The sequence below is a fragment of the Mesorhizobium sp. ISC25 genome (assembly GCF_042295465.1).
Lineage (GTDB): Bacteria > Pseudomonadota > Alphaproteobacteria > Rhizobiales > Rhizobiaceae > Mesorhizobium.
The window spans coordinates 866,467-893,303 of sequence record NZ_CP135441.1; the positions used below are offsets into that span (position 1 = coordinate 866,467).

General features: G+C 62.7%; 25 protein-coding genes and 1 tRNA gene. 19 read left to right on the top strand and 7 right to left on the bottom strand.

Annotated elements, in window-relative coordinates; genetic code table 11:
- Positions 1-71: 71 nt before the first annotated feature.
- The 11 genes from RQ479_RS04285 (at position 72) to RQ479_RS04335 (ending at position 13,777) form a co-directional block, all read left to right on the top strand.
- On the top strand, positions 72-3,788 hold the full coding sequence (locus RQ479_RS04285) for an SPOR domain-containing protein (protein ID WP_376704218.1): 3,717 nt from the start codon (positions 72-74) through the stop codon (positions 3,786-3,788).
- Positions 3,789-3,907: 119 nt separating this feature from the next.
- Entirely contained in the window at positions 3,908-4,927 is a 1,020-nt protein-coding gene (nagZ, locus tag RQ479_RS04290) for a beta-N-acetylhexosaminidase (protein ID WP_376704219.1), read from the top strand.
- A gap of 58 nt (positions 4,928-4,985) precedes the next feature.
- Positions 4,986-5,786 carry a segregation and condensation protein A gene (locus RQ479_RS04295; protein ID WP_376705866.1) on the top strand — a complete coding sequence of 267 codons (801 nt, stop codon included), beginning with the start codon at positions 4,986-4,988 and terminating at the stop codon, positions 5,784-5,786.
- Positions 5,783-6,562, top strand: a complete 780-nt coding sequence (scpB, locus tag RQ479_RS04300) for an SMC-Scp complex subunit ScpB (RefSeq protein ID WP_376704220.1) — start codon at positions 5,783-5,785, stop codon at positions 6,560-6,562. Before RQ479_RS04295 ends, scpB begins: the two co-directional genes overlap by 4 nt.
- A 178-nt stretch (positions 6,563-6,740) precedes the next feature.
- A complete protein-coding gene (locus tag RQ479_RS04305; RefSeq protein ID WP_352490594.1) occupies positions 6,741-6,962 on the top strand; it encodes a twin-arginine translocase TatA/TatE family subunit in 222 nt (73 codons plus the stop codon).
- A 28-nt stretch (positions 6,963-6,990) separates the two neighbouring features.
- On the top strand, positions 6,991-7,677 hold the full coding sequence (gene tatB, locus RQ479_RS04310; RefSeq protein WP_376704221.1) for a Sec-independent protein translocase protein TatB: 687 nt from the start codon (positions 6,991-6,993) through the stop codon (positions 7,675-7,677).
- A complete protein-coding gene (gene tatC / locus RQ479_RS04315; RefSeq protein ID WP_352517258.1) occupies positions 7,674-8,537 on the top strand; it encodes a twin-arginine translocase subunit TatC in 864 nt (287 codons plus the stop codon). The genes tatB and tatC overlap by 4 nt, the downstream gene beginning before the upstream one ends.
- A gap of 480 nt (positions 8,538-9,017) precedes the next feature.
- Entirely contained in the window at positions 9,018-10,562 is a 1,545-nt protein-coding gene (serS, locus tag RQ479_RS04320) for a serine--tRNA ligase (RefSeq protein WP_376704222.1), read from the top strand.
- Positions 10,562-11,320, top strand: coding sequence for a 5'/3'-nucleotidase SurE (surE, locus tag RQ479_RS04325; protein WP_376704223.1), 759 nt, complete (start codon positions 10,562-10,564; stop codon positions 11,318-11,320). Before serS ends, surE begins: the two co-directional genes overlap by 1 nt.
- Entirely contained in the window at positions 11,317-11,982 is a 666-nt protein-coding gene (locus RQ479_RS04330; protein ID WP_376704224.1) for a protein-L-isoaspartate(D-aspartate) O-methyltransferase, read from the top strand. Before surE ends, RQ479_RS04330 begins: the two co-directional genes overlap by 4 nt.
- A 262-nt stretch (positions 11,983-12,244) precedes the next feature.
- Positions 12,245-13,777 carry a peptidoglycan DD-metalloendopeptidase family protein gene (locus tag RQ479_RS04335; RefSeq protein WP_376704225.1) on the top strand — a complete coding sequence of 511 codons (1,533 nt, stop codon included), beginning with the start codon at positions 12,245-12,247 and terminating at the stop codon, positions 13,775-13,777.
- Between the two features lie 93 nt (positions 13,778-13,870).
- Here RQ479_RS04335 and RQ479_RS04340 read toward each other — a convergent pair whose 3' ends face one another.
- Positions 13,871-14,746, bottom strand: coding sequence for an ATP-binding protein (locus RQ479_RS04340; protein WP_376704226.1), 876 nt, complete (start codon positions 14,744-14,746; stop codon positions 13,871-13,873).
- Positions 14,747-15,041: 295 nt separating this feature from the next.
- Here RQ479_RS04340 and yajC point away from each other — a divergent pair, with 295 nt between their 5' ends.
- From yajC to RQ479_RS04360, 4 genes are read left to right on the top strand one after another with little or no spacing between them, the layout of a single operon-like run.
- On the top strand, positions 15,042-15,380 hold the full coding sequence (yajC, locus tag RQ479_RS04345; RefSeq protein ID WP_376704227.1) for a preprotein translocase subunit YajC: 339 nt from the start codon (positions 15,042-15,044) through the stop codon (positions 15,378-15,380).
- A gap of 51 nt (positions 15,381-15,431) precedes the next feature.
- Entirely contained in the window at positions 15,432-17,984 is a 2,553-nt protein-coding gene (gene secDF / locus RQ479_RS04350) for a protein translocase subunit SecDF (protein ID WP_376704228.1), read from the top strand.
- A 15-nt stretch (positions 17,985-17,999) separates the two neighbouring features.
- The gene (locus tag RQ479_RS04355) at positions 18,000-18,389 is read left to right on the top strand and encodes an Mth938-like domain-containing protein (RefSeq protein ID WP_352719166.1); all 390 of its coding nucleotides are present in this window, start codon (positions 18,000-18,002) and stop codon (positions 18,387-18,389) included.
- Entirely contained in the window at positions 18,334-19,242 is a 909-nt protein-coding gene (locus RQ479_RS04360) for a phytoene/squalene synthase family protein (RefSeq protein WP_376704229.1), read from the top strand. Before RQ479_RS04355 ends, RQ479_RS04360 begins: the two co-directional genes overlap by 56 nt.
- Positions 19,243-19,327: 85 nt before the next feature.
- On the opposite strand, the gene RQ479_RS04365 is transcribed toward RQ479_RS04360, so the two are convergent.
- The 3 genes from RQ479_RS04365 to trmFO all read right to left on the bottom strand — a co-directional run bounded on the left by RQ479_RS04365 (position 19,328) and on the right by trmFO (position 21,422).
- Entirely contained in the window at positions 19,328-19,660 is a 333-nt protein-coding gene (locus RQ479_RS04365) for a type II toxin-antitoxin system RelE/ParE family toxin (protein ID WP_376704230.1), read from the bottom strand.
- Complete coding sequence (locus RQ479_RS04370; protein ID WP_376704231.1) at positions 19,644-19,934, bottom strand: type II toxin-antitoxin system ParD family antitoxin; 291 nt, start codon at positions 19,932-19,934, stop codon at positions 19,644-19,646. Before RQ479_RS04370 ends, RQ479_RS04365 begins: the two co-directional genes overlap by 17 nt.
- A gap of 78 nt (positions 19,935-20,012) precedes the next feature.
- On the bottom strand, positions 20,013-21,422 hold the full coding sequence (gene trmFO / locus RQ479_RS04375) for a methylenetetrahydrofolate--tRNA-(uracil(54)-C(5))-methyltransferase (FADH(2)-oxidizing) TrmFO (RefSeq protein ID WP_376704232.1): 1,410 nt from the start codon (positions 21,420-21,422) through the stop codon (positions 20,013-20,015).
- 138 nt (positions 21,423-21,560) lie between these two features.
- Here trmFO and RQ479_RS04380 point away from each other — a divergent pair, with 138 nt between their 5' ends.
- On the top strand, positions 21,561-22,121 hold the full coding sequence (locus tag RQ479_RS04380) for a hypothetical protein (RefSeq protein ID WP_376704233.1): 561 nt from the start codon (positions 21,561-21,563) through the stop codon (positions 22,119-22,121).
- Positions 22,122-22,480: 359 nt separating this feature from the next.
- Here the strand turns inward: RQ479_RS04380 and RQ479_RS04385 are convergent, their stop codons facing one another.
- Entirely contained in the window at positions 22,481-22,621 is a 141-nt protein-coding gene (locus tag RQ479_RS04385; RefSeq protein ID WP_023678914.1) for a DUF1127 domain-containing protein, read from the bottom strand.
- A 48-nt stretch (positions 22,622-22,669) separates the two neighbouring features.
- Positions 22,670-22,810, bottom strand: coding sequence for a DUF1127 domain-containing protein (locus RQ479_RS04390; RefSeq protein ID WP_292659883.1), 141 nt, complete (start codon positions 22,808-22,810; stop codon positions 22,670-22,672).
- Positions 22,811-23,033: 223 nt separating this feature from the next.
- On the opposite strand from RQ479_RS04390, the gene RQ479_RS04395 reads away from it, so the two are divergent.
- Positions 23,034-24,152 carry a DUF2157 domain-containing protein gene (locus RQ479_RS04395; protein WP_376704234.1) on the top strand — a complete coding sequence of 373 codons (1,119 nt, stop codon included), beginning with the start codon at positions 23,034-23,036 and terminating at the stop codon, positions 24,150-24,152.
- Positions 24,149-24,733, top strand: coding sequence for a GDYXXLXY domain-containing protein (locus tag RQ479_RS04400; RefSeq protein ID WP_376704235.1), 585 nt, complete (start codon positions 24,149-24,151; stop codon positions 24,731-24,733). Before RQ479_RS04395 ends, RQ479_RS04400 begins: the two co-directional genes overlap by 4 nt.
- A 74-nt stretch (positions 24,734-24,807) precedes the next feature.
- On the opposite strand, the gene RQ479_RS04405 is transcribed toward RQ479_RS04400, so the two are convergent.
- Positions 24,808-24,892, bottom strand: a tRNA-Leu gene (locus tag RQ479_RS04405).
- A 343-nt stretch (positions 24,893-25,235) separates the two neighbouring features.
- Here RQ479_RS04405 and tig point away from each other — a divergent pair.
- On the top strand, positions 25,236-26,711 hold the full coding sequence (gene tig / locus RQ479_RS04410) for a trigger factor (protein WP_376705867.1): 1,476 nt from the start codon (positions 25,236-25,238) through the stop codon (positions 26,709-26,711).
- Positions 26,712-26,837: the final 126 nt, after the last annotated feature.

Consider the following 26,837-nt stretch of genomic DNA (forward strand, 5'->3'; position numbering starts at 1 on the left):
CATTGCGCTGGTAAGGGCCAACCCTACGCGACGTCCATGGCGTCCGAATGAGTGCGAGTTCGGGAACAATAATGGCAGACAGAACCCAGCTGAGAGCAGCCGACCAAAACGACATCGCCAACGATGATCCGTTCGCGGAATTGACCAGGATCATGGGGTTCGACCCGCGCCAGCCGGTCAAGCCGCAAACGCCGGCCCAGCCGAAAGCCGCTGCCGCCGAGCCGTCGGTGGACGAGGGCGATTTCGAGATCGATCTCGAGAAGGAGTTGATGGGCGAGTTCGGCGCCGACGCCAATGACAATGCTTCCCCTGCCGAGCTTCGCGAGCCGACTCCCGAACCCGCCGCCGCCGACGAGATGGAGGACGCGCTTGCCGCCTCGTTCGAACAGGATTTCGCGTTCGACGACAGTGCGGTGGATGATGCTGCTCCTGTTGCGGCCGCTCCTGTTGCCGCCGACGAAATTGCCTCCGGCCCCGAAAGGTCGTTCGCTCCCGCTGTCGAGCCGGAGTTCGACGACGAGTTCGACAACGCCGTCGGCGGCTCGCTCGAAAACGTGTCGCCGTTCGAGGACGACCTGTCGAGCGATGACGAACTTGCCGCCTCGCTCGACCAGGATTTTCGGCTCGACGACGATGTGACGGCCAAGATCGCGGTGACGGGCGAGGATGAACCCAGGGCCGCAGCCGAGGCTATCGAGCTGGTCGAAGGGCCCGCCTTCGACGATGAGTTCGACAACGCCGTGGCAAGTTCGCTCGAAGACGAGCTGATGTTTGAAGAGCATGAGCCGATGGAGCAGGCCGTCGCCGTTGAAACCGCGGCGCAAGCCGCCGCGCCTGCGTTCGATGACGAGTTCGACGATGCCGTTGCAAGCTCGCTCGAAGACGAGCTGATGTTCGACGAGCATGAGCCGGCGGAAAACGTCGCCGCCCCGGCATCGCCGGTTGAGGCGGTTTCGGCCGATGAGGATCTTGCCGGCCATTTCGATGATGCCATGGCCGATGTCGACATGGACTTCGACGTTCGCTCGAACGGGCCTGCCGAAATCGAAGAACCAGAGTTTATGGAAGAGCTGTCGATCGAAGAGCCAAAGGCCGCCGGGCTTTCCGGCACGGCCGCTGAAGCGGCGTTCGACGACGATTTCGATCTGAGCTTCGACGATGCGCCTGCCGAGGACGCCGAAGAGCCCGTGGCGCAGGTCGTTGCAGCCGAACCAGCGGCGCCGGCCGCCGCTGTCGTCCCGACGGCCCCAGCGGCTGAGGAACGCAGTCTGGAGGACGAGCTGAACGCGCTGCTGGGTGCGATGAGCACACGACCGGCACAAACGGTCAACGAACCTCAGACAAGCCAGCAGTCTGCCCAGCAGCCTGCCCAGAAGCCCGTGCTGGCTGCTCAGCAGCCCATCGCGCCGGTAATTCAGAAGCCAGCAGTGGCTGCTGAACAGCCCATGGCGGCGGCCGAAGACGTCACCAACGAACCGGTGCATCCTGTCGACGAGCTGGATTGGGAACTCGACGAGCACGAGCCCGCTGAGCCGCAGCAGTCCAGTGCCGCCGATGACACCGATCTTGGCAGTGTCCTCCTCGATGAGCTTGAAGGCGAGGATTTCGGTGTTGAAGCCGCTGCCGGACCTGCGGATGATTTAGACAACGATGCGCTCGATGCCGATTTCGCCAGGAATATCGGCCTGGATCATGACTCGGCCGACAAGAGTGCCGCAGCTGCTGCCGAAGAAGACCCGCTCGATGCGCTGAACTGGCTGACAACACGCGCCACACCGCCCGAGCCGGCCCGCTCGTGGAGCCGTGTGACACCGGTCGCGCAGCCTCAGCCCGCTTTTGCAAGCCAGCCGGTGGCTTCGGCGCGTCCGGCACCACCGCCGCAGCCGGCTGCAACGCCGTCCTATCGGGCCGCACCGGTCGGAGAGGCGCCGTCCTATGAAGGCCAGACATCCCGTGAAGACAGGCGGTCCAATGAGGATCGGCCATCCTATGAAGATCGGCCCGCCTACACGGAAGCTGCACCAACCTCGCACCAACAGCCTTCCGCCTATGACGAGATGCCCGATGTCGAGACGGTCGACGTGCCCGAGCGCGTCGTGGCGCTGGCGGACGATCTCGACATTCCGGAGCTCAACTTCGACGATGACGAGCCGGTGGCGCCCGCCTACGACGATCTCGATGCCGATTTTGCCAGCCTTCTCACCGAAATGAATGCCACGGATATAGCGCCTGCCCCGGTGCGCAGTGCTGGCTATGACGATGAATACGATGCCGGCTTCGCGTCTGCCTATAAGCAGGATCGCGGCGAGACGCGCGCCTATGGCGCCAAGCCTGCGGAAGCCCCGGTCAGCGCGGCGGCCGCTTCCTATGCCGATGCAGCGGACGGTTTCGATCTGGGCCCATTGCCCGGTGGCCAGCCGGTTTCGCAGGCCGACGATTTCACCTTCGATGAGCTCGACTACGACCCCGAACTGGACGAGGAGATGTCGGTTCCGGGCCTTGCCGAACGCGGGGCCGAAAGGCAGCCGCGCAGGCGCGGGCTGCTGATAGGAGCGGTAGTCGGCGCGGTGGCGATCGCCGGAGGCCTTGGTGCCTTTGCGTTGACCCTCGGCGGCAAGAGTGGTGGCGATGCGCCTGTCATCGTCAAGGCCGACAACAGGCCGATCAAGATCAAGCCGGAAAATCCAGGCGGCACCGTCGTGCCGAACCAGGACAACAAGGTCTATGACGCTGTGGTTAAGGGCGCCAGGCCCGCCGAACCGGTTCAGCAGAAGCTGGTCACCAACACCGAAGAGCCGGTGGACCTGAAAGCCAACGAACCGGAGAGCCGCGTCGTCGATCTTTCGCCCAATGACCCCGATGCCGCAGACGATATCGACGCGCCCGGCACCGTGGCGTCCGACACCGACGCGTCTGGCACCAACGCGCCCGGCACCAACGCGTCTGACCCCAGCGCGCTTGGCGCCAACGCGGCTGGCGCTTCCGAAACCTCCGCCGCACCGGCGCCCAAGTCCGAGGATCGCATCGCGCAGGTTCTGCAGGAGGCCGAGAAGGGTGCAAACCCCGAGATCGTCGCCGTTGCGCCGCGCAAGGTACGGACCATGGTCGTGAAACCTGACGGCTCGCTGGTGGCGCGCGAGGATCCGGCGCCCGCCGCCCCGCAGATGGCTGCTGCCGAGCAGGCCGATCCGGCGCCGCAGCACGTGGCTCCGGCGGCCCAGGCCGACGCCGCCGCGCAGACCGGCACCGTGCCCCTGATCGACCAAATGACAAGTGATCCGAAGATTGGCGATCAGAAGATTGGTGACCAGCCGAGTGGCGATCAGGCGAGTGGCGATCAGGCCGAAACCCCCAAGCTGCAGCCGGCGCCGAAGCCCGACACAAAGGCTGAAGCCAAGGCCCAGCCGTCGGCCAGCAACCAGTCCGCCAGCACCCCGGCCACGGTTCCGGTGGCGCCGCAGCGCCCGTCCGACCAGCCGGTCGACGTGGTCGGCGAGGTCAAGCCCGATCAGGTCGCTTCCATCGATCCGGCCGCGGCCGGGGCTGGTTCATGGTCGATACAGATCGCTTCGCAGCCGACAGTCGAAAGCGCCCAGGCGACTTACCAGGATCTGCAGCGCCGCTATGGCGGCGTGCTTTCCGGCCGCACCGCCAACATCGTCAAGGCCGAGATTGCAGGCAAGGGCACCTTCTACCGCGTCCGCGTTCCGGCGCAGTCTCGCAACGAGGCGATCAAACTGTGCACCAGCTACAAGGCTGCCGGCGGCAATTGCTTCGTGTCCCACTAGCGGCACCAAAGCCCCCTCGAAAAGCCGGCGCTCGCGCCGGCTTTTTTGCATGGACGGAAACCTTTGGAGGCAATTGCGGGCGATTCCCTTTGTCGGCGCGAAGCTCTAAACTGTTCCGCATGACCGAATCAAAATCCATGATCCTCGGCTGCGCCGGGAAATCACTGACCCGCGACGAGATCCGTTTCTACCGCAACGAATGCCCGTGGGGCTTCATCCTGTTTGCGCGCAATATCGGCGAGACCGAGCAGATCCGCGATCTGGTCGCCGCCATGCGCGACTGCGTCGGGCGTGCGGATGCGCCCGTATTCATCGACCAGGAGGGCGGCCGGGTGCAGCGCCTGCGGCCGCCGCTGGCGCCGAACTATCCGGCTGCCGGCGCACTCGGCGCCTTGTGGCGCGACGACCATGACGCCGGCACCCGTGCCGCCTGGCTGATGGCGCGGCTGCATGCCTTCGATCTGCTGCGCTACGGTATCACGGCGGATTGCCTGCCGGTGCTCGACGTGCCGATCGAGGGCGCCAGCGACGTCATCGGCGCGCGCGCCTATGGCAAGGAGCCGCGCGCCGTCATCGAATTGGGTCGCGCCGCGGCGGAAGGCCTGATGGCGGGCGGCGTGCTGCCGGTGATGAAGCATATTCCCGGCCATGGAAGGGCCTTCGCCGATACGCACTTCGAACTGCCGACCGTCGACGCCTCGATCGGCGACCTGCAACGGCATGATTTTGCGCCATTCAGGGAGCTCAACCATTTGCCGATGGCGATGACGGCCCATGTCGTCTATAGCGCGATCGACCCGAAGAACCCGGCCACGACATCCGGCAAGGTCATCGAAAAGATCATCCGCGGCGAAATCGGCTTCGACGGTCTGTTGATGAGCGACGACACTTCGATGAAGGCACTTTCTGGGGATTTCCCGTCGAAAGCGGCCGCTATCCTTGCGGCGGGCTGCGATCTGGTCCTTCACTGCAACGGCGTGTTCGAGGAGATGGCCGGCATTGCATCGCGCACGATCGGGCTGGAAGGCAAGTCGTTTGAGCGCGCGGAACGGGCGCTGACCTATATCAGGAACCGTGATCGGGCTGATGAAACCGAGATTCGGGCCGAATTTGCCAGTTATTTCGACGCGGTGGCCTAGCATCAAAGGAAGCGAAGTGGCGGAAACATTGGACCTGAAGGCCGGCAAGGCCGCACCGATGGACCGCTTGTGGGCCGAGAACGACGATTCCCGGCTGACCGGCGATCCGGCGTTGGTCGTCGATGTGGCCGGTTTCGAAGGTCCGCTCGATCTTCTGCTGCATCTTGCCCGCAATCAGAAGGTCGACCTGTCGCGCATCTCGATCCTTGCGTTGGCCGAACAGTATCTGGCCTTCGTCGAGAAGGTGAGGGCGCTGAGGCTGGAGCTTGCCGCCGACTATCTGGTGATGGCGGCGTGGCTGGCGTTTCTCAAGTCGAAGCTCCTGATCCCCAAGCAGCCCGGCGACGAAAGCGAAAGCGGCGAGGAACTGGCGGCGGTGCTGCAGTTCCGGCTGAAGCGGCTAGAGGCGATGCGCGACGCGGCGGCACGGCTGGTCAACCGCAACCGGCTCGGACGCGACGTGTTTGCACGCGGCATGCCGGAAATGGTCATCGTCGAGAAGCGCAATGCCTATTCGGCCTCGCTCTACGACCTGTTGACCGCCTATGCCCAGCAGCGCCAGAAGCAGGCGATAACCAATGTGACGATCGCCAGGCGCGGCGTGTGGTCGCTCAAGGATGCGCGCGACGTGCTGACCAGGCTGATCGGGTCGCTGCGCGACTGGACGGCGCTCGACAGTTTCCTGGTCGAATATCTGGCCGGCCCGGAAGAGCGGCGCACCGCGGTTGCCAGCTCGTTTGCGGCGACGCTGGAACTGGTGCGCGAAGGCAAGATGGAAATGCGGCAGGACCAGGTGTTCGCGCCGCTTTATCTGCGCGGCCGCGCCCAGGCCATCAAGATAGTCGAGGTGACATCATGAGCGAACGCGCCAACGCTTCGGTCATTCCGTTCAAGGTCGAGGACGACGCCGAGCAAGGCGCGGTTGCCGAGAACCCGGCACAAAACCAGGGGCAGAATTTGTCGCAGAATCCTGGCGAGCGGCTGCATATGGCGGAGGCCGTACGGATGGCCGAGGCGATCGTATTCGCCAGCGCCGAGCCGGTCAGCGAAAAACAGCTCACTTCGCGGCTGCCCGACGGCATCAACATTGCCGCGGCAATGGCCGAACTGCAGCAGATCTATGCGCGGCGCGGCGTCAATCTGGTGCGCGTCGGCGATGCCTGGGCGTTTCGCACCGCCGGCGACCTCGCCTTCCTGATGAGCCGTGACACGGTGCAACAGCGCAAGCTTTCCCGCGCTGCCCTCGAAGTGCTGGCGATCATCGCCTACCACCAGCCGGTAACGCGTGCCGAGATCGAGGATATCCGCGGCGTCGAGACGTCAAAGGGGACGCTCGACACGCTGATGGAGACCGAATGGGTGAGGATGCGCGGCCGGCGCCGTACGCCCGGCCGTCCCGTTACCTATGGCACGACCGACATTTTCCTCGACCATTTCGCGCTGGAGGAGATACGCGATCTCCCCGGCATGGAGGAATTGAAGGGTGCGGGGCTGCTGTCCGGCCGCATGCCGTCGAATTTCTCGGTGCCGCTGCCGCCGGCAGACCCCGATGCGCTCACCGACGACGAGGATCCGCTGACCGACATCGACCTCGAAGAACTCGGCCTTTTGACGCCGCGCGTCACGGAAGATTGAGCCGAGCGCCATCTTAAAGCCACAGGCAGGATGGAACTGCGCCGATTGGTAGCGGGCCGCCGTGCCGAAAGTGCGTGACTTCGGCAACTCATTCATGAACTCTGTCGCAGTTCTGTTTGAATCCGAACCCGAAAGCGCATAGATCAGCGTCTGGGAAACCGTTCGAGAGAGATTTGCTATGGGTTCATTTTCGATTTGGCACTGGATGATCGTTCTGGTGATCGTGCTGCTGGTCTTCGGCCGCGGCAAGATCCCCGAGCTGATGGGCGACATGGCCAAGGGCATCAAGAGCTTCAAAAAGGGCATGGCCGACGACGAGACTGCCGAGGACAAGCGCACTGTCGAACACCGTGCCGACGAAACCGTTTCGGTACCGAAGGAAAAGGCCAGCAAAAGCTGAGCCCAAACTTTAGTCGGAACGTATAGCCATGTTCGAAGTCGGCTGGACCGAGATGCTGGTGATCGCGATCGTCATGATCGTGGTCGTCGGGCCCAAGGATTTGCCCAACATGCTGCGCACCTTCGGCCGCACGACGGCGAAGCTGCGCGCCATGGCGTCCGATTTCCAGCGGCAGTTCAACGATGCGTTGAAGGAAGCCGAACTCGATGACGTCAAGAAGTCGGTCGATTCACTGAGAAGCCTCAATCCGGCAGCCGAGATCAGGAAGCAGCTCAATCCATTCGAGCAGGCCGCCGCCGACGTCCGTTCCGGCGTCGACGCGGTGATGAAACCCAAGCCGGCCGTCGATGCCGCCGCTTCGACGGAGCAGGCAGCCGAGCCGCTGAAGAACGGCGCAACGACGATGCCGGGCGTCAGCCCGCCGGAGCCGACGCCGGCCACGCCGATCTTTCCGGCGATGACGGACGAGTCCGTCGTGGCGCCGGCAGTGCAGGCGCAAACGGCTGCAGCGGCCGTGCCGCAAAAAGCGCCGGCGGCAAAGAAGAAGCCGGCGCCCGCGAAAGCCGCGGCTGCAGTGCCGGCCAAGCCGGCAAAGACCGCTGCGCCAAAGCCTGCCGCAAAAGCTGAGCCAAAACCGCTGTCGTCAGCAGCGAAGAAGCCGGCGGCAGCAACGAAGAAGCCGGCCGCCAGGAAAACGGCGGGAGCCGCCAAGTGAGCGTTTCGGACAACGAAAAGGACGAGATAGAAAAATCGTCGGCTCCGCTGATGGAGCATCTGATCGAGCTGCGCCGGCGGCTGATGTGGTCGATCGGCGGTTTTTTCGTTGCTTTTCTTGTGTGCTTCTTCTTCGCCAAGAAGCTGTTCAACCTGTTGGTGATCCCGTTTAGATGGGCGACCCAATGGGCCGGGCTCGACCCGCACAAGGTCGAGCTGATCTATACGGCGCCGCAGGAGTTCTTCTTTACCCAGGTCAAGCTCGCCATGTTCGGCGGCATGGTCATCGCCTTTCCGCTGATCGCCACCCAGATCTACAAATTCATCGCGCCCGGCCTCTACAAGAACGAACGCAATGCCTTCCTGCCGTTCCTGATCGCCTCGCCGATCCTGTTCCTGATGGGCGCGTCGCTGGTCTATTTCTTCTTCACGCCGATGGTGATGTGGTTCTTCCTCGCCATGCAGCAGACTGGCACCAACGACCAGGTGCAGATTTCGCTGCTGCCGAAAGTGTCCGAATATCTCAGCCTGATCATGACGCTGATCTTCTCCTTCGGCCTGGTGTTCCAGCTGCCGGTGGTGACCAGCCTGATGACGCGGGTCGGCATGCTGTCGTCCACGGCCCTGGCCGAGAAGCGCAAATGGGCGATCGTCATCGCCTTCGTGGTGGCGGCGGTGCTGACGCCGCCCGACCCGATGAGCCAGATAGGCCTCGCCATTCCGACGATCCTGCTCTACGAGGTCTCGATCTGGTCGGCCCGGTTGATCGAGCGCAGCAAGGAGCGCGACCGTGTGGCCCGCGAAAAGCAGGACGCCACCGAAGAGGTGGCCGAAAAGCCGGCGGACGCGTCTTCGACGTAGGTTCGGGTGAGGCGGGCAGCATCTTTCTTCCGGCCGCAGCAACTTTGTTCTTGCTTTGTGCCGGCAGCTATGCTATTAATTTGGGTATGGTGTCAATTGGCTCCAAAAACCCGCCTCCCGAGGCGGGTTTTTTGTTTCTTGCTTCCTTTTGAAAGTTCCTGCGTTGCCGGCTGATGTCGGCGGGACAGCGCCCCCCTCTGTCCTGCCGGACATCTCCCCCACAGGTGGGGAGATCGGCTGTCCTTGCTGCTTTCGCCAATCTCCAAGGCTGCAGAAAAGGCGCTGTCCTCGAAGCTGCCGATCTCCCCCCTCGTGGGGGAGATGTCCGGCAGGACAGAGGGGGGCGCGAAGGAACTCGGCCTGACATCTTGCATCAATGAAAGATGCGGTTTACGCCCTCTGGTCTTTGTTTTGGGCATGTCGTGGTCCCAAAACCGCTGCGCACTTTTGGGCGACATGCCCCCTGAGGACGAACAGACCATGCTTGACATCAAATGGATTCGCGAGAACCCGAAGGCCCTTGTCGAGGCGCTGAAGAAGCGCTCGTGGTCGGCTGAGGCGGCGCAGTCCACGGTCGACGACCTGATCGCCGCGGATGAGGCCCGGCGCGAGCATCTGACCGAGCTGCAGACCAGGCAGGAACGCCGCAACGCCGCATCGAAGGAGATCGGCAATGCCATGCGCTCGGGCGATGCCGCCCTTGCCGAGAGGCTGAAGGCCGAGGTCGGCGAGATCAAGGCCTTTATCCAGAATGGCGAGGCGCGCGAGCGCGAGCTCGACAAGGCGCTGAACGATGCGTTGGCAGTGCTGCCAAACGTGCCGTTCGACGACGTGCCGGTCGGCAAGGATGAGCACGACAATGTCGTCAAGCGCGTCGTCGGCAAGCTGCCGACCCGCCCGAACTGGGTGAAAGAGCATTTCGAGATCGGCGAAGCGCTCGGCATGATGGATTTCGAGCGGGCCGCGAAGCTTTCCGGCTCGCGCTTCACCGTGCTCAAAAGCGGCCTGGCGCGGATGGAGCGCGCGCTCGGCCAGTTCATGCTGGATCTGCACACCACTGAGCACGGCTATGAGGAGATTCAGCCGCCGCTGATGGTGAATTCGGCGACGATGTATGGAACGGGACAGCTGCCAAAATTCGCACTGGATTTGTATAGAATTTACGATGAAAGCAGCCATGCCCATTACGGCATGGAAGAACATGCCGCAGTCATTCCCGGAATACTGAACCAGATCGATCTCTTTCCAAAACTTGTAAGATACCTGAGCACCAGACGCTCGGATCCGGAAAGTGAAGCGCTGTTTCAAGCTCTTGCCAACGGCTTCGGCGATACGACGCTGGAAAGCGTCGAGTATTTTGCGGATTTTTTGAACTCAGTTGTTGATGGCTCGGAGGACAGCAACAGTTTGCTCTCGGATCGATGGCTCATCCCCACCGCCGAAGTGCCGCTCACCAATCTCGTGCGCGAGGAAATCACGCCGCATGAAAAGCTGCCGCTGCGCTACACCGCGCTGACGCCGTGCTTCCGCTCGGAGGCCGGCTCGGCCGGACGCGACACGCGCGGCATGCTGCGCCAGCACCAGTTCTACAAGGTCGAACTGGTGTCGATCACCGACCAGAAGTCGTCGGTTGCCGAGCACGAGCGGATGACCGAATGCGCCGAGGAGGTGCTGAAGCGGCTCGGCCTGCCGTACCGTACCATGACGCTGTGCACCGGCGACATGGGCTTTGGCGCGCGGAAGACCTACGACATCGAGGTCTGGCTGCCCGGCCAGAATGCCTATCGCGAGATCTCGTCGTGCTCGGTATGCGGCGATTTCCAGGCGCGGCGCATGGATGCCCGCTACAAGGACAAGGACGGCAAGGGCAATCGCTTCGTCCACACGCTGAACGGTTCGGGCACCGCCGTCGGTCGCGCTCTGATCGCCGTCATCGAAAATTACCAGAATGAGGACGGCAGCGTAACCATTCCTGAAGCGCTTCGGCCTTACATGGGCGGTCTGGAAAAGATCGAATCGAAATAATGCGAATCCTCCTGACCAACGACGACGGCATCCATGCCGAGGGCCTTGCATCACTCGAACGCATCGCGCGCACGCTATCGGACGACGTCTGGGTGGTGGCACCGGAACAGGATCAGTCCGGCTATGCGCATTCGCTGTCGATCTCGGAGCCGCTGCGGCTCAGGAAAATCGGCGAAAAGCACTTTGCCGTGCGCGGCACGCCGACCGACTGCGTCATCATGGGCGTGAAGAAGATCCTGCCCGAAGCGCCCGACCTGATCCTGTCCGGCGTCAATTCCGGCGCCAACATCGCCGACGACGTCACCTATTCGGGCACGGTCGCCGGCGCCATGGAAGGCGCGCTGCTCGGCGTGCGATCGATCGCCATCAGCCAGGCCTATTCCTATGTCGGCGAGGACCGCGTCGTTCCCTACGAGACCACCGAAGCGCTGGCGCCGGCGCTGCTCGAAAAGCTCGTCGCCATGTCGTTGCCGGACGGCGTGCTGCTCAATGTCAATTTTCCGAATTGTGCGCCGGAGGAGATCGCCGGAACTGTGGTCACTTCGCAAGGAAAGCTGGTCCACAGCCTGTCGGTCGACGAGCGGCGCGACGGGCGCGGCTTGCCTTACTACTGGCTGCGCTTCGGCCGCGAACCAGTCGAGGGCAAGCAAGGCACCGACCTCCATGCCTTGCGCAATCGGCTGGTATCGGTGACGCCGCTGCAGCTCGATCTCACCGCGCATGAAATCCGCGATCAACTGGCCAAGGCGCTCGCATGAACTTGAACCACGCTGCAACGGTCGACGACCGCGAAGGTTTCGCTGCCTTCCTGCTTCGCCTGCGCGGCAGGGGCACGGTGCCGAAGGCGCTGATCGCCGCCTTCGAGGCGACGCCGCGGCGCGGCTTTCTGTCTCCGCATTTCCACTCGATCGCCTGGTCGGACCGTATGCTGCCAATCGAATGCGGCGAGGCCATCGAAGGCGCCGACCTGCAGGCGGCGGTGATCGCGGCACTTGCCATCGAGCCGGGCAACCGCGTGCTCGAGATCGGCACGGGGTCCGGCTACACGGCGGCGGTGATGTCGCGGCTTGCCGCTCGGATCGTCACCATCGACCGTTACAAGACGCTGGCCGAACAGGCCCGGCAGCGCCTTGAGGCACTCGCCATCGGCAATGTCATCGTGCGCCAGGCGGATGGTTCCAACGGGCTGGCCAACGAAGCGCCGTTCGACCGCATCGTCGCCTGGGCGGCTTTCGACAGCCTGCCGCGCTTTCTCCTCGACCAATTGTCGAGCGGCGGCATCGTCATCGCGCCGATCGGACCCGACGAAGGCGAGCAGGTGCTGGCCAAGCTGACCAAGGTCGGCAGCCGCTTCGAACGCGAGGATATCGGCCTGGTGCGCCTGCAGCCGATCCTGCACGGCGTCGCCGCGGTGATCTAGGCTGTGTCGATATTCAGGTGAGGCCGGCCTGCAAATGGCGGCTTCCTCCGCTTCCGGTGCTCACGTACCCAAAAGTACGCTCCGCTCCGGTTCTCGGAACCCACCATTTTCGGCTCGGCCTGACCTGAATCTCGACACACCCGGCGCTCGATCCTCGAATATTTTAAGAAAATTTGCGCCTCATTCTACAGGTTTAACCGACCGGTAACATTAACGCGCTTTAATCACACTCAGTTGTACCGGGTCTGTGCGGGTTAGTGCGATGCAATTCAGTGTTTTGAAGGCAAACGGACGCAATCTGGCGCGTGGCTGCGCCGTCCTCATGATCGCAGGCGCTGCGACGGGGTGTAGTTCCCAGGTGGCGCGGTTCAACAGCGTCGATGACGTGTTCACCGCCTCGACCAACAACCAGCGCGCCATCATCAACAAGCAGGATGCTGCCCAGCCCTATCCGGGCGATGTTGCGGCCGCGCCGATCGACGGCAGCCATACACAGTCGGTCAGCCGCTCAAGCCTCGAACCGGTCACGGCGCAGCAATTGCCACCGCCGGCTCCCGCCCTGGCGCCTGCCGCCCGTCCGGTGCGTTCCGCTGCCGCGCCGGCCCAGGCGCCTGCCGCTCCTCGTGTCGACAGGACGGCAACCGGCACCGTCGCTCCCGCGGCAAGGCCGTTTAAGAACGCCGAGCCCGACGCACCGCGCATGGCGACGGCCGCCGGCGCGCCACATGCGACCGAGATCGTCGTCAAGGACGGCGAGACCATTTCCGGCCTGTCGCGGCGCTACGGCGTGCCGGCCGATGCCATCATGAAAGTCAACGGTCTGAGCGCGACCAAGGGGCTGAAGACCGGCCAGAAGCTCGTCATCCCGGCCTATGCATATTCAAGCAATGGCGCCGCGCCGAAAGTCGCCGACGCCAAGCCCGCGAACGGCACCAAGCACGACCAGCCGGCCGACGCGCCGGAGAAGGTGGCCGTGCTGCCGCAGCAGCCGAAGCTCAGGGAAGGCAAGTCTGCCGCGCAGGTGGACGCCTCGGCTGCCGCGAGCCAGCCGAAGGATGGAAAGATTGCGGCGAAGGTGGCTTCGGCGACGGCCAAGCCGGCCGGTGCCGGCGGCACCTACACGGTGCAGCAAGGCGATACGCTGTCGGCCATCGCCAGAAAGACCGGCGTCGGCGTCGTTGCGTTGAAGCAGGCGAACGGCATGCAGGACGGACTGCTCAAGATCGGCCAGACACTGAAAGTGCCGGCAGGCGGAACCGCTGTCGTCGCCGGCGCGAAGCCGGCAAAGGTCGATCCGGTGACGACGGCCACCACCCAGCCGCCGGTCAAGACAACGCCGACGCAGACGCTCGCCTCCTACACGCCGCCGAAGAAGGACGCGAAAGTCATCCAGCAAGCCGAGGACGACGATGCGGTGGCGCCGGATGCAACCGGCATCGGCAAGATGCGCTGGCCGGTGCGCGGCCGTGTGATCTCAAGCTTCGGCGGCGGCAAGGACGGCGTCGACATTGCCGTGCCCGAGGGGACGCCGGTCAAGGCGGCCGAAAACGGCGTCGTCATCTATGCCGGTGACGGCCTCAAGGAATTCGGCAACACGGTGCTGGTGCGGCACGAAAACGGTCTGGTCACCGTCTACGGCCATGCCAGCTCGATCGAGGTGCAGCGCGGCCAGAAGGTCAAGCGCGGCCAGGAAATCGCCCTGTCCGGCATGAGCGGCACCACCGACTCGCCGAAACTGCATTTCGAAGTGCGCAAGAACTCGGCTCCGGTCGATCCCTCGACCTATCTCGAATAACGAAAAGCGATTTGCGGGCCGCCTGACCTTCAGCCCGCCGAGGAAGTCCGCTCCGCAAGGTGCGGGCTTCTTCTGTTGTTAATCCTTGAGCGGCTAATCCTTGAGCGATTTGCCGAGCCGGCCTGCCAGATCCTGGGTGAACTGCCACGCGACGCGGCCCGAACGGCTGCCGCGCGTCGTCGCCCATTCCAGCGCCTCGGCGCGCAGCGTCTCGGGATCGATGGCGAGATCGTGATGGCGGACATAGCCGTCGATCATGTCGAGATATTCGTCCTGCGAACATTTGTGGAAGCCGAGCCACAGGCCGAAGCGGTCCGACAGCGAAACCTTCTCCTCGACCGCTTCCGACGGGTTGATCGCGGTCGAGCGCTCATTGTCGATCATGTCGCGCGGCAACAGATGCCGCCGGTTCGAGGTGGCATAGAAGATGACATTGGCCGGGCGGCCCTCGACGCCGCCTTCAAGTGCTGCCTTCAGCGATTTATAGGACGTGTCGTCATGGTCGAATGACAGGTCGTCGCAAAACAGGATGAAGCGGAACGGCGCGGCCTTCAGCAGTCCCATCAGCTTCGGCAGCGTGTCGATGTCTTCGCGATGGATCTCGATAAGCTTGAGCGGCAGGTCGAGCTTGGTCGAGGCGTTGACCGCGGCGTGCATCGCCTTGACCAGCGACGATTTGCCCATGCCGCGCGCGCCCCACAACAGCACGTTGTTGGCAGCATAGCCGGAGGCGAAGCGCTCGGTGTTGTCGACCAATATGTCGCGGACGCGATCGACCCCGCGGATCAGGCCGATGTCGACGCGGTTGACCTTGAGCACCGGCTCCAGATAGCCGGGATCGGCCTGCCAGACGAAGCAATCAGCCTCGCCGAGGTCGGTTTGCGGCACCGGCGGCGGCGCGAGGCGGGCGACCGCCTCGATCAGGCGGTCGAGCTTCTGGCTCAGGATATCGATGGTGCTGTCGGTCATCTCTTGTCTTTTTTGTTTCGCATTCAGGATGGTGCGGCAGGCCAACCTACCTGATTTCAGCGGTTTCGAAACTCGTCCCAAGCATTTGTTCGGGCATGATCTTTTGCGAAAACCGAGCGTCGCTTTTCGGGATCACCCTCTAACACGGCTCACCAGGCCGGAAAAGCAGCCGATTTGCCCGGCGGCGCAGTTGCATTGGCAACGTTACCGACTATATTCCGGCCAAATTTGGCGGGGCCGTCAAATTTCCGCAAAACCGTTTGGCGGCTGTTTTTCAAAGTTCAGGAGTACCTCGATGTTCGTGACACCGGCATACGCCCAAGGCATCGGCGGGGACTCGTCCGCAATGTTTATCCAGATCGTGCCGTTTGCTCTGATTTTCGTGATCATGTATTTTCTGATCATCCGGCCGCAACGCACGCAACTGAAGAAGCGCGGCGAGATGCTTTCGGCGATCCGCCGCGGCGATACGGTGGTCACCGGCGCCGGCTTCGTCGGCAAGGTGACCAAGGTGATCGACGACAACGAGCTCGAAGTCGACCTTGGCGGCACCAAGGTGACGGCACTGCGCTCGACGATCGCCGACGTGCGCGTCAAGGGCGAGCCGGTGGCAAACCAGAACGCCAAGAAATAACCGAATTGTCGGCGGAACGATCCGCCAGTACGCCCTGACGGACGACGCCATATGCTTTATTTTTCGCGCTTCAAGATGATCCTGATCTGGCTGGCCGTGGCCGCCACAGTGGTCCTCGCTGCGCCCAACCTTTTTTCCGCCAGCACGCTGGCCAAGTTGCCCGACTGGGTGCCGAAGCGGCAGATGACGCTCGGCCTCGACCTGCAGGGCGGCTCGCACATCCTGCTCAGGATGGATCCGAACGATCTGATCAAGGATCGGCTGGAGACGACGCGCGACGAAATCAGGACGCTGCTGCGCGATGCCAAGATCGGCTATACCGGCCTTTCCGGAACGGGCCGCACGGTGCAGGTCCGCATCACCGATCCCTCACAGATCGACGCTGCCAAGACAGCCTTGCAACCATTGACCAATCCGGTGGCCGCAGGCCTGTTCAGCGGCGGCTCCGTCCAGGAGATGACGCTGGATGATTCCGAGCCCGGCCTGCTCAAATTTGCCGTTACCGATGCGGGGATCAAATATCGCACCTCGACGGCGCTGACGCAGGCGATCCAGGTTGTCGAGCGTCGCGTCAACGAACTCGGCACCACCGAGCCGATCGTGCAGCGCCAAGGCGACGACCGTATCCTGGTGCAGGTGCCTGGTCTCCAAGACCCGCAACGGCTGAAGGAAATTCTTGGCCAGACCGCCAAGCTGACCTTCCAGATGGTCGACCAGTCGATGCCGGTTCAGGATGCGCTGAACGGCCGTCCGCCGCCGGGATCCTCGGTGCTGTATTCGCAGGACGACCCGCCGGTACCGTATCTGATCGAGAACCGCGTCATCGTTTCGGGTGAAAACCTCGTCGATGCCCAGGCGACCTTCAACTCCCAAAACAACGAGCCGGTTGTTTCGTTCCGCTTCGATTCGAAAGGGGCGCAGCGGTTCGGCCAGGCGACATCGCAGAACGTCGGCAAGCTGTTTGCCATCATCCTCGACAATCAGGTGATTTCGGCGCCGCAGATCCGTGAACCGATCCCCGGCGGTACCGGCCAGATATCGGGGAATTTCACCGCTGAGAGCGCCAACGACCTCGCCGTGTTGCTGCGTGCCGGCGCCTTGCCTGCGACGCTGACGGTGATCGAAGAGCGCACGGTGGGGCCGGGACTTGGCCAGGATTCCATCCATGCCGGCAAGGTCGCCGGCATCATCGGGTCGATCCTGGTGGTGGCATTCATGTTCGTCGCCTACGGTTTCCTCGGCTTCCTCGCCAACATCGCGCTGGCGGTGCATGTGGCGATGATTGTCGGGCTGCTGTCGCTGCTTGGCGCAACGCTGACCCTACCCGGTATCGCTGGTATCGTGCTGACCATCGGCATGGCGGTCGATTCGAACGTTCTCATCTATGAGCGCATCCGCGAGGAGCGGCGTAACGGCCGCTCGGTGATCCAGGCGATCGACACCGGTTTCAGCAAGGCGCTGGCGACCATCGTCGATTCCAACGTCACCTCGCTGATCGCGACAGTGGTGCTGTTCTGGCTCGGAACCGGACCGGTGAAGGGCTTTGCCGTCACCTATGCCATCGGCATCCTGACCACGGTTTTCACCGCCTTCACCTTCACCCGCCTGCTGGTGTCGATCTGGCTTCGCCGCGCCCGTCCGAAGGAGTTGCCGCGAGCGCCAGTGACCTTCATTCCACCCGGCACGAAAATTCCGTTCATGGGCATCCGCCGCTGGACGTTCACGCTGTCCAGCGTGCTTTCGGTCCTTTCGGTCATCGGGTTCATGACCATCGACATCAATTACGGCATCGATTTCAAGGGCGGCTCACTGATCGAGGTGCAGTCCAAGGCCGGCAATGCTGATCTGGCCGACATCCGCGGCCGACTGACGGAACTCAATATCGGCGAGGTGCAGGTTCAGCAGTTCGGCGAGCCGAACGACGTGCTGATCCGCGTCGGTACGCAGGAGGGTGGCGAGAACGCCGAGCAGACCGTCATCGACAAGGTGCGCGGTGAGTTGCAGGACCAGTATGATTTTCGCCGCGTCGAAGTGGTCGGGCCAACGGTCTCGGGCGAACTCGCCAAGCAAGGCACCATTGCCATGCTGGTCGCGCTGCTCGGCATCCTGATCTATGTCTGGTTCCGCTTCGAATGGCAGTTCGCGGTTGGCGCCATCGTTGCGACCGTGCACGACGTGGTCATGACGATCGGCTTCTTCGTCATCACCGGCCTCGAATTCAACCAGTCGTCGCTGGCGGCGATCCTCACTATCATCGGTTATTCGCTCAACGACACCATCGTCGTCTATGACCGTGTTCGCGAGGATCTGCGAAAATACAAGCGAATGCCGCTGCCGCAATTGCTGAACAACGCCATCAACGAGACGTTGTCGAGGACGACGCTAACCTCGGTGACGACGATCCTGGCGCTGCTGGCGCTGGTGCTGTTCGGCGGCGAGGTGATCCGCTCGTTCACCATGGCCATGCTGTTCGGCGTCGTGTTCGGCACCTATTCGTCGATCTTTATCGCTGCGCCACTGCTTATCCTGTTCAAGCTGCGGCCGCAGGCCACAGCGTCCGATGAGGAAAAGCCGGTGGGCGGCGGCAAAGCCATAGCCACCTGACGGCCTGCCTCAAAAGTGGCCAAGGGCATCGTCATCCGCGAGGCGCATTTCCCCGGCCGTGCACCGATCGAGGCTTACGGCAATGGCGGTTTCCGCTTTGCCGACATGTCGCATCGCGGCTCGCTGCTGTGCCTGCCTTCTGGCATCTATGGCTGGGAGCCGGCCGATCCGCTGGCGCTGACGGCAGCGGATTTCGCCAAGCTGTTCAACGAGGCCGACAAGGTCGAGATCCTGCTGGTCGGCAGCGGCAGGGATCTGAGGCCATTGCCTGCCGCGCTGCGTACGGCACTGAAAGAAGCGGGCATTTCCGCCGATCCGATGTCGACCGGGGCGGCGGTGCGGACCTATAATGTGCTGCTGGCGGAAGACCGCGCCGTGGCCGCAGCGCTCATCGCCGTCGACTGACGTGACCGAAAACACCAAAGTCGTCATTGAGACGGTGCGTGCCGCCGATCATGACCGCTATCTCAGCGTGCTCTATGCGCCCGAGAACAAGCGCGGCGCGCTGTTTTCGCTCTATGCCTTCAATGCCGAAGTCGCCGGCATACGCGATCGCATCCACGAGGCGCTGCCGGGCGAGGTGCGGCTGCAATGGTGGCGAGACGTCATCGCAGCCGAAGAGGATCGGGCTAAGGTCGGCCATCCCGTGGCGGACGCGCTGAGGACGACGATTTCCGCTCACCGCCTGCCTAAGGCCGCTTTCGACAATATGCTCGAAGCGCGCATCTTCGATCTCTATGACGACCTGATGCCGTCGCGCACCGACCTCGAAGGCTATTGCGGCGAGACTGCCGCAGCACTTATCCAGCTTGCGGCGATGGTGCTCGATCCGGGCGAAGCGCCGCGCTTTGCCGAACTTGCCGGCAGGGCAGGTTGTGCGCAGGCGATGACCGGTCTCCTGCTTCTGCTGCCGCTGCATCGCAAGCGGGGACAGTGCTTTGTCCCGGCCGATATTTTGGCGGCGGCGGGATCGTCGCCGCAAGAATTCGTTACAGGCGACGGCGGGCCGGGCGCGGAACGCGCAGTGGCCGCGATGATCGCGCTGGCACGCGAGCATCTTTCCGCTTTCGAGCAGGGAGCGTCCGCTCTACCGGTTTCGCTGCGCCCGGCCTTTCTGCCACTGGCCCTGTCGAGCGCCTATCTCGACAGAATAGAAAACGCCCGCCGCTCGCCTCTCAAGGATGCGGTGCGGCTTTCGGCCATGCGCCGGCATTGGCTCTTGTTCCGGCACGCGACGCAAGGCTGGCCGGCTGTGTGAATGCTGATTGCTAATGAGGAAATCCGGCCCGGCCGCCAAGCCGGGACTGCCGGCGGCGAGCATCGGCCCGGCCGAGTGGTTTCCATCACGATGGATCACTCGACCCGCCATCGCGCATCAGCGTTTCATAATCGCGACCGCCATAGAAGATGTTGACGATGCGAACGAGATCGTCGCTGACAACATAGGCGATAATAGCCGAGTGCTCGAACGGCACCGTTCGCAATCCTGGTGCAATGTCGTCGCGCGGCCGGCCGCCACGCGGTGCATTGCCGATGTTTTGACATCGATCTTCGATGCGCAGGACGAATTTCAATGCAACGTCAGCAGTTCCACCAGCTTCGACAATATGCCGGAAAATATTGGCCAAATCATTTTTGGCGTCCTCGCGATATTCGACCTCAAGCCGCCGAATCATCGGCGCGGCTCGAATACTGCGCGACGAATTCCCTAAGACGGGCACGAACTTCTTCGCTTGAAAGGTTTGGCCTTGTGTCCTCGATCGAGGCCTTCACGCGCGCCCGGATCGAGGCCATGCGCTCGGCATGTTCTTCCTCTTCGCGCTGGAAAGCGCGAAGTGCCGCGCGGATGACCTCGCTCGCCGATCCGTAGGAGCCGTCCTCGACCTTTTCGCGGATCATACGCGCCATGGCGGGCGTTACGGTGACGGATAGTTTCTCAGCGGATTCCATGGGATTTTGGCCTCGCGATACAAAGTAGGATACTATCCTACTTCTCCGCTGCGAAACCCGCAAGAACTGAGAGCGGCACTATTCCGCAGCTTCCGCCTGCCTCGGCAGCCCCAGCCATTCGCGGCAGTCGGCGAGCGCGCGCGATGTCACCGCGTGCCGCTTGGCGACCGTCTTTTCCTTGCCGCGCAGCCGCTTGCCCTCGATCTTCGGCGCGTCCACCGGCGGGAACAGGCCGAAATTGACGTTCATCGGCTGGAAGGAGCGCTTTCCCGGCTCGTCGTCGGAGACAATATGGCCACCGGTGATGTGGTTGAGCAGCGCGCCGAAGGCGGTGGTCAAGGGCGGCAGCGATGGTGCACGGCCAAGCCTTTCGGCGGCCGCGAAACGCCCGGCAAGCAGGCCGATAGCGGCACTCTCGACATAGCCCTCGCAGCCGGTGATCTGGCCGGCAAAACGCAGGCCGGGCCGCGACTTCAACTGTAGCGAAGCGTCGAGCAGCGTCGGCGAATTGATGTAGGTGTTGCGGTGCAGGCCGCCGAGGCGGGCGAACTCGGCATTCTCCAGCCCGGGGATGGTGCGGAATATGCGCACCTGCTCGGCGTGCTTCAGCTTGGTCTGGAAGCCGACCATGTTGTAGAGCGTGCCCAGCGCATTGTCCTGGCGAAGCTGAACGACGGCATAGGCCTTTGCGGACGGATTGTGCGCATTGGTCAGCCCCATCGGTTTCATCGGCCCGTAACGCAATGTCTCGATGCCACGCTCGGCCATCACCTCGATCGGCAGGCAGCCGTCGAAATAGGGCGTGCCTTCCCACTGCTTGAATTCGGTTTTCTGGCCGTCGACCAGCGCCTGCACGAAGGCAAGGTACTGTTCCTTGTCCATGGGGCAGTTGATGTAGTCCTTGCCGGTGCCGCCGGGGCCGACCTTGTCGTAGCGCGACTGGAACCAGCAGATATCCATGTCGATCGTGTCGAAATGGACGATTGGCGCGATGGCGTCGAAGAAGGCGAGCGCGTCGGCGCCGGTCACTTCCGCTATCGATCGGGCGAGCGAAGGCGCGGTCAGCGGGCCGGTGGCAACGATTGCCTGGTCCCAGTCCGCCGGCGGCAGGCCGGGCACTTCCTCGCGCCGAATGGTGATGAGCGGGTGGGCTTCGAGCTTCCTGGTGACCGCTTCGGAAAATCCGTCGCGGTCGACGGCCAGCGCACCGCCGGCCGGCACTTGGTGCGCATCGCCGGCGCTCATGATCAGCGAACCGGCCAGCCGCATTTCGGCGTGCAGCAGGCCGACGGCATTGGTTTGCGCATCGTCGGAGCGGAAGGAATTGGAACAGACGAGCTCGGCCAGCCCGTCGGTCTTGTGCGCATCGGTGCCGCGGACGGGGCGCATTTCATGCAGGACAACGGGAACGCCGGCTTCGGCCACCTGCCAGGCGGCTTCGGAGCCGGCGAGACCGCCGCCGATAACGTGAATGGGGTTCTTGTCCATGAGCGCCGAAATAGTCGCTTGGCGCGAGGATTGCAATTACACGAATGAGCCGCTGTTGCCGCCACGCGCTGCAATCGTCTACTGTCGCGAATGGGTGGGAGTCTCGGGGTCTTTGCCAGAGCGACATTTCTGACGGTCGTGATCGCGGTAGGCGGATCAGCGGCCGCCGGCGAACTGGCCGCGACGGCTCCCAAGCGGATCCCCATATGTCACGGCTACGGTTGCAATTATCGCACAATGCTGGCGCTTGGCCCCAGTGACGCCGCGCGTTTCCGCTCTATCCTGCGTGCAGGCGCCGGTTCACCTCAGGCCGAGCGTTCCGCTATTTCGAAGGCGGTCCGCTATTTCGAGCAGCGCATTTTCCAGGCCATCGGCATTCGTGACCAGCCGCCGTCAGAATTCGGTGCCTCGCGCGTCAGGGGCCAAATGGATTGTGTCGACGAATCGACCAATACGCATGCGTTGCTGGTCTATCTTGCCGAGCGAAAACTGCTCAGGTTTCACAAGGTCGAGGACAAGGCCTCGCGAGGCCTGTTTGTCGACGGGCGCTATCCGCATTGGACGGCGGTGATCAGCGACCGCGGCGATACGGAATGGGTGGTGGATTCCTGGTATGCGCCGATGGGCGGCGCGCCGGATATTTTTCCGCTGAGCCAGTGGAAGGAACGGGGCGTGCTGAAAAGCGGGGCGCTGGACTGACGACAGGGCCGTCCCGCAAAGACGGCTCGCCCCAAAGCAGCTTCGGAGTGCCTAGACCTGAAAACAACAACACCCGCCGGGGGAGGAGGTCCGGCGGGTGTCGTTTTGTTGGCCGATCCTCGGGAGGAGGTGAAGATCGACCGTATTCGTCATCGCCGGGGAGGAGGTCGGCTTTGACGAAATTCTTTTCGCCATTTGAAAGGGCGCGAAACCCTTTTTAGAAACAACTTAGAAACAGCGCCCGCCGAGGGAGGAGGTCCGGCGGGCGCCGTTTTTGTGGTCAACCCTCGGGAGGAGGTGAAGGCTGACCGTATCCGTCAGGATCGGGGAGGAGGTCGACCCTGGCGAAATTCTTGTGGTTAGATCGCCCTGCGAGCGACCATCTTGATCTCGTCGCGGACGATGCCGAGATCGTTGAGCTGGCGGTTGGACAGGCGACCCAGCTCGGTAACCGTCTCGCGGTAGACGCGCCAGTTACGATAGTTGCGGATCAGGTTCATTGTCGTTCTCTTTTCAAAACTAGTTCGGACCATTTGCGGCCCGAAGGGTTAGACCGCCTTGCGGGCGACGTGGTGAATGTCGCTGCGGCTGATGCCGAGGTCGGTCAGTTCACGGGTGCTCAGGCGGCTCAGCTCGGACACGGTGTCCCTATAGCGGCGCCAGTTGCGATAGTTGCGGATCAGGTTCATGGTATTCTCGTTTCGTCTTTCTTTCGGATCATTCCGTCTTTGCGTGCACCGTGAAAATAGGTGGGGTCATATCGATTTAAAAGCGCTATTGGTGCATGGCAGCAATGCAAATTGTGCAATGCAACATTAACGCGCGTCCGGCTTTCCGCCCAAATCGGAAAATGCCGTTAGGTCAAACGCTTGAGCGTACGAGCTAAAAGGACAAAGCGAAAGGGGAGGGGCAATGGCGAGCTATTCGTCACGGGTCAGGTCGGATATCGCGCGATGGCAGCAGGCTGGCCTGATCGACGCGCCGACAGCCGAGGCTCTAAGGCGCGACGTCGAGGCAAACGAACGCAAATCAATGAGTTTCGGCTCGATCCTGGCGATGATGGCGGCGCTGCTGTTCGGCGCAGCTATCCTGATCTTTATCGCCGCCAACTGGGAAGTCATCCCGCGGCTGGTGCGGGTAGCGGCACTTTTTGCCGTTATCCTTGCCGGCTATGTCGGCGGCGCGGTGCTGAAGATGCGCGCCCATGCGGCGATCGGCGAGGCGCTGTGGATCGTCGCGGCAGCAGCATTCGGCGGATCGATCGCGCTGATCGGCCAGATGTATCATTTGTCGGGCGACGAGGCCTCGGCCTTGATCACCTGGGGTGTCGGCACGGCGCTGGCGGCGGTGGCGCTGCGCTCAAACCCGCTGACCGTGGCTGCCGTCGGCATCGCCGATGCCTGGCTGTTCCTGAGAGGGTTCGACTACTTCCGGCGCACGGAATTTCCGCATCTCTTCGTGATCATGGCGCTGGTGCTGTTCGCCGTTTCGTTCTGGACGCGCAGCCAGGCGGCGCGCCACCTGATCATCCTGTCGGTCCTCTTCTACCTTGTGCTGTTGGTCACGGAATACGACACGCTGCAAGTTGCCATCCCGCTCGTTGCCGCGTCGGTGCTGCTTTTTACCGCTGCGATCTTTGCTGCCGGGCCGGTCGACAGGATCTTGCAACTGGGTGGCAGGCTGCCCTTGCACGCGCTGATCGGCTTTCTCACCGGCCTGGCGATGATCCAGTTCCAACTGGCGGATGAAAGCAGCTACAGCAGCGGCTTCGCCATTGCCTCGGCTGTTGCGCTGGCCGGCATCGTCGCAGCGATCGTGCTGGGCGGCCGTGAGAGCCGGGGACTGCGCTGGGTTGCCTATGCGGGCTTCGCCTTCGAACTCGCCATCATCTATGTGGTGATGCTGCAATCAATGCTCGACACGGCAGGCTTCTTCCTTGCGGCGGCGGTGCTTCTCGCCGTTCTCGCTTTCATTATCATCCGCATAGAAAAGCGCATGAACGCGTCGAACATGACAGGAGTGGCGGCATGATGACCGGCAAAAGACTGATCATCTCGGCGGTAGCCCTGGCGCTTGTCCAGATCGGCTTCCTGAGCTGGATCATCGCCGGCCGTGCGGCGATCCTGCGCGACGGCACGCAGGTCCTGCTCAAGGTCGAGCCGATCGATCCGCGCGATCTCTTGCGCGGTGACTACATTCTGCTCGGCTACAATATCTCGCGCATACCGGTGAAGCTGATCGGTAACATTCCAGCCGGCAAGCTTTCCAGCGACGACACGTCGATGGTGGTCAGGCTGAAGCAGGGCGCCGACGGCTATTGGGGGCCGACCGCGGCATGGTTCGGGCAAGCGCCCACGCCGGCAGCATCCGATGAAGCCGATATCGTCGGACACGTCTCCGAGGGCTGGGATATCAGCCCGGGAGCAACAACGATCGCGCCGGAGTACGGCATCGAGCGCTTCTATCTGCCGGAAGGCGAGGGGATAGCGATCCAGAACGACATGCGGGTTCGGCCGTTCGGCATCCGGGTGGCGATCGCGGCCAACGGCACGGCGCAGATCAAGGCGCTGGTGGACGGCGACAAGACACTGTTCGAGGAGCCGCTTTATTAGCCCTCCTTCGCCAATCCCTTCGTCTGTCGAGTTGGCTCAGGTGGCCTGCCACCCGAAGCTCGAAGAGCGAAGGGTGGTGCGGATGAAGGGACTCGAACCCCCACGCCTTTCGGCACTGGAACCTAAATCCAGGGCGTCTACCAATTCCGCCACATCCGCATTGCCCGGCCAATCCCATGTAGCCATCATTCTGTCAATGTCAGGGCCGATATCGGCATCATTGGCCGGAATGCAAAGATGGTTGAAAATCAGCGTCGCCTGTGACAAAAGGCGTGTCGAATGTGACGGGACGCGACGATCCGCTTCTGCAGAATGTGATAAGAAGTAGGAAAAACAAAGACTTATTCACATTTTGGAGCGTATTTCTGGAGGATTTGTGCCGCGTTGGGCGGACAGATCGCCAAGTCCCGCACCAAAAGCCATTCCCGGCAAGATCATACCGGCAGGCTGTAAACGGCAGGGGCCGTTTGACGGCCTCATTGGTGGAAACAAAGGTTTTATGATGCAGGTCACCGAAACGCTCAACTCCGGTCTCAAGCGCGAGATCAAGATCACCGTGCCGGCCGGTGACATGGAAGCCAAGCTGATGGCGCGGCTCTCCGATGCCAGGAACAAGGTCCGCATCAACGGCTTCCGCCCGGGCAAGGTGCCGGTGCAGCACCTGCGCAAGGTCTACGGCAAATCGTTCATGGCCGAAGTGGTCAACGAGATCCTCAACGATTCGACCCGTTCGATCATCACCGGGCGCGGCGAAAAGGCCGCCATGCAGCCCGAAGTGATCATGACGGAGGACGAGAAGGAGGCCGAGAAGATCCTGGCCGGCGGCGCCGATTTCGAGTTCCGCCTGAACTACGAGGTCATCCCGCCGATCGAGATCAAGGATTTCTCCGACATCAAGGTGACGCGCCAGGTGTTCGACGTGCCGGATGAAGAGATCGACGAGCAGGTCAAGCGTGTCGCTGAATCCGCCCGCACCTACGAGCCGAAGACCGGCAAGGCCGCCGAGGGCGACCGCGTGACCATCGATTATGTCGGCAAGATCGACGGCGAAGCCTTCAACGGCGGCGCCGGCACCGATCAGCCGCTGGTACTCGGCTCCAAGGAATTCATCCCCGGCTTCGAGGACCAGCTGGTCGGCAGCAAGGCTGGCGACGAGAAGCAGGTCACGGTAACCTTCCCGGAAAATTACCAGGCGGCGCATCTGGCCGGCAAGGAAGCCACTTTCGACGTGACCGTCAAGGAAGTGTCGAAGCCCGGCGAACTTGAGATCAACGACGAGATGGCCAAAAACCTCGGCCTGGAGTCGCTGGAGCGCCTGCGCGTGGTGGTGCGCGGTCAGATCGAGAATCAGTTCGGCTCGATGACGCGCCAGAAGGTCAAGCGCCAGTTGCTCGACCAGCTCGACGCCGCCTACTCGTTCGAGGCGCCGTCCAAGCTCGTCGAGGCCGAGTTCAACAACATCTGGAACCAGGTCAACCGCGATCTCGAAGCCGCCGGGCGCACCTTTGCCGACGAAGAGACGACGGAAGAAGAGGCGCGTGCCGAATATATGCGCCTTGCCGAACGCCGCGTGCGTCTCGGCCTGGTTCTCGCCGAAATCGGCGAGAAGGCAGGCGTCACGGTAACGGACGAGGAACTGCAGCGCGGCCTGTTCGAGCAGGTACGCCGCTATCCGGCCAGCCAGCAGCAGGAAGCCTTCGAATTCTATCGCAACAATCCCGAAGCGCTGAACACGTTGCGCGCGCCGATGTTCGAAGAGAAGGTGGTCGACCATCTGCTCGGCCAGATTTCGGTCACCGATGTCAAGGTCAGCAAGGAAGAGCTGCTGGCCGACGACGAGGATACGGAGACAACCAAGGCCAAGCCGGCGAAGAAGCCGGCCGCGAAAAAAGCCGACGCCAAGAAGGCCGACGACGACGCTGAAGAGCCGAAGAAAAAGGCCGCGCCCAAGAAGAAGGCCGCCAAGGACGCTGAATAACGTCCCTGCTGAGTTCCGAAAGGCCGCCTTCTCGAGGCGGCCTTTTTCGTTGTGGCGCAGACGCAACGGATTTCACGCATCTGGTGGTCGAGGTAGCGATACGAAGCTTTGATGATTATCTGCGCT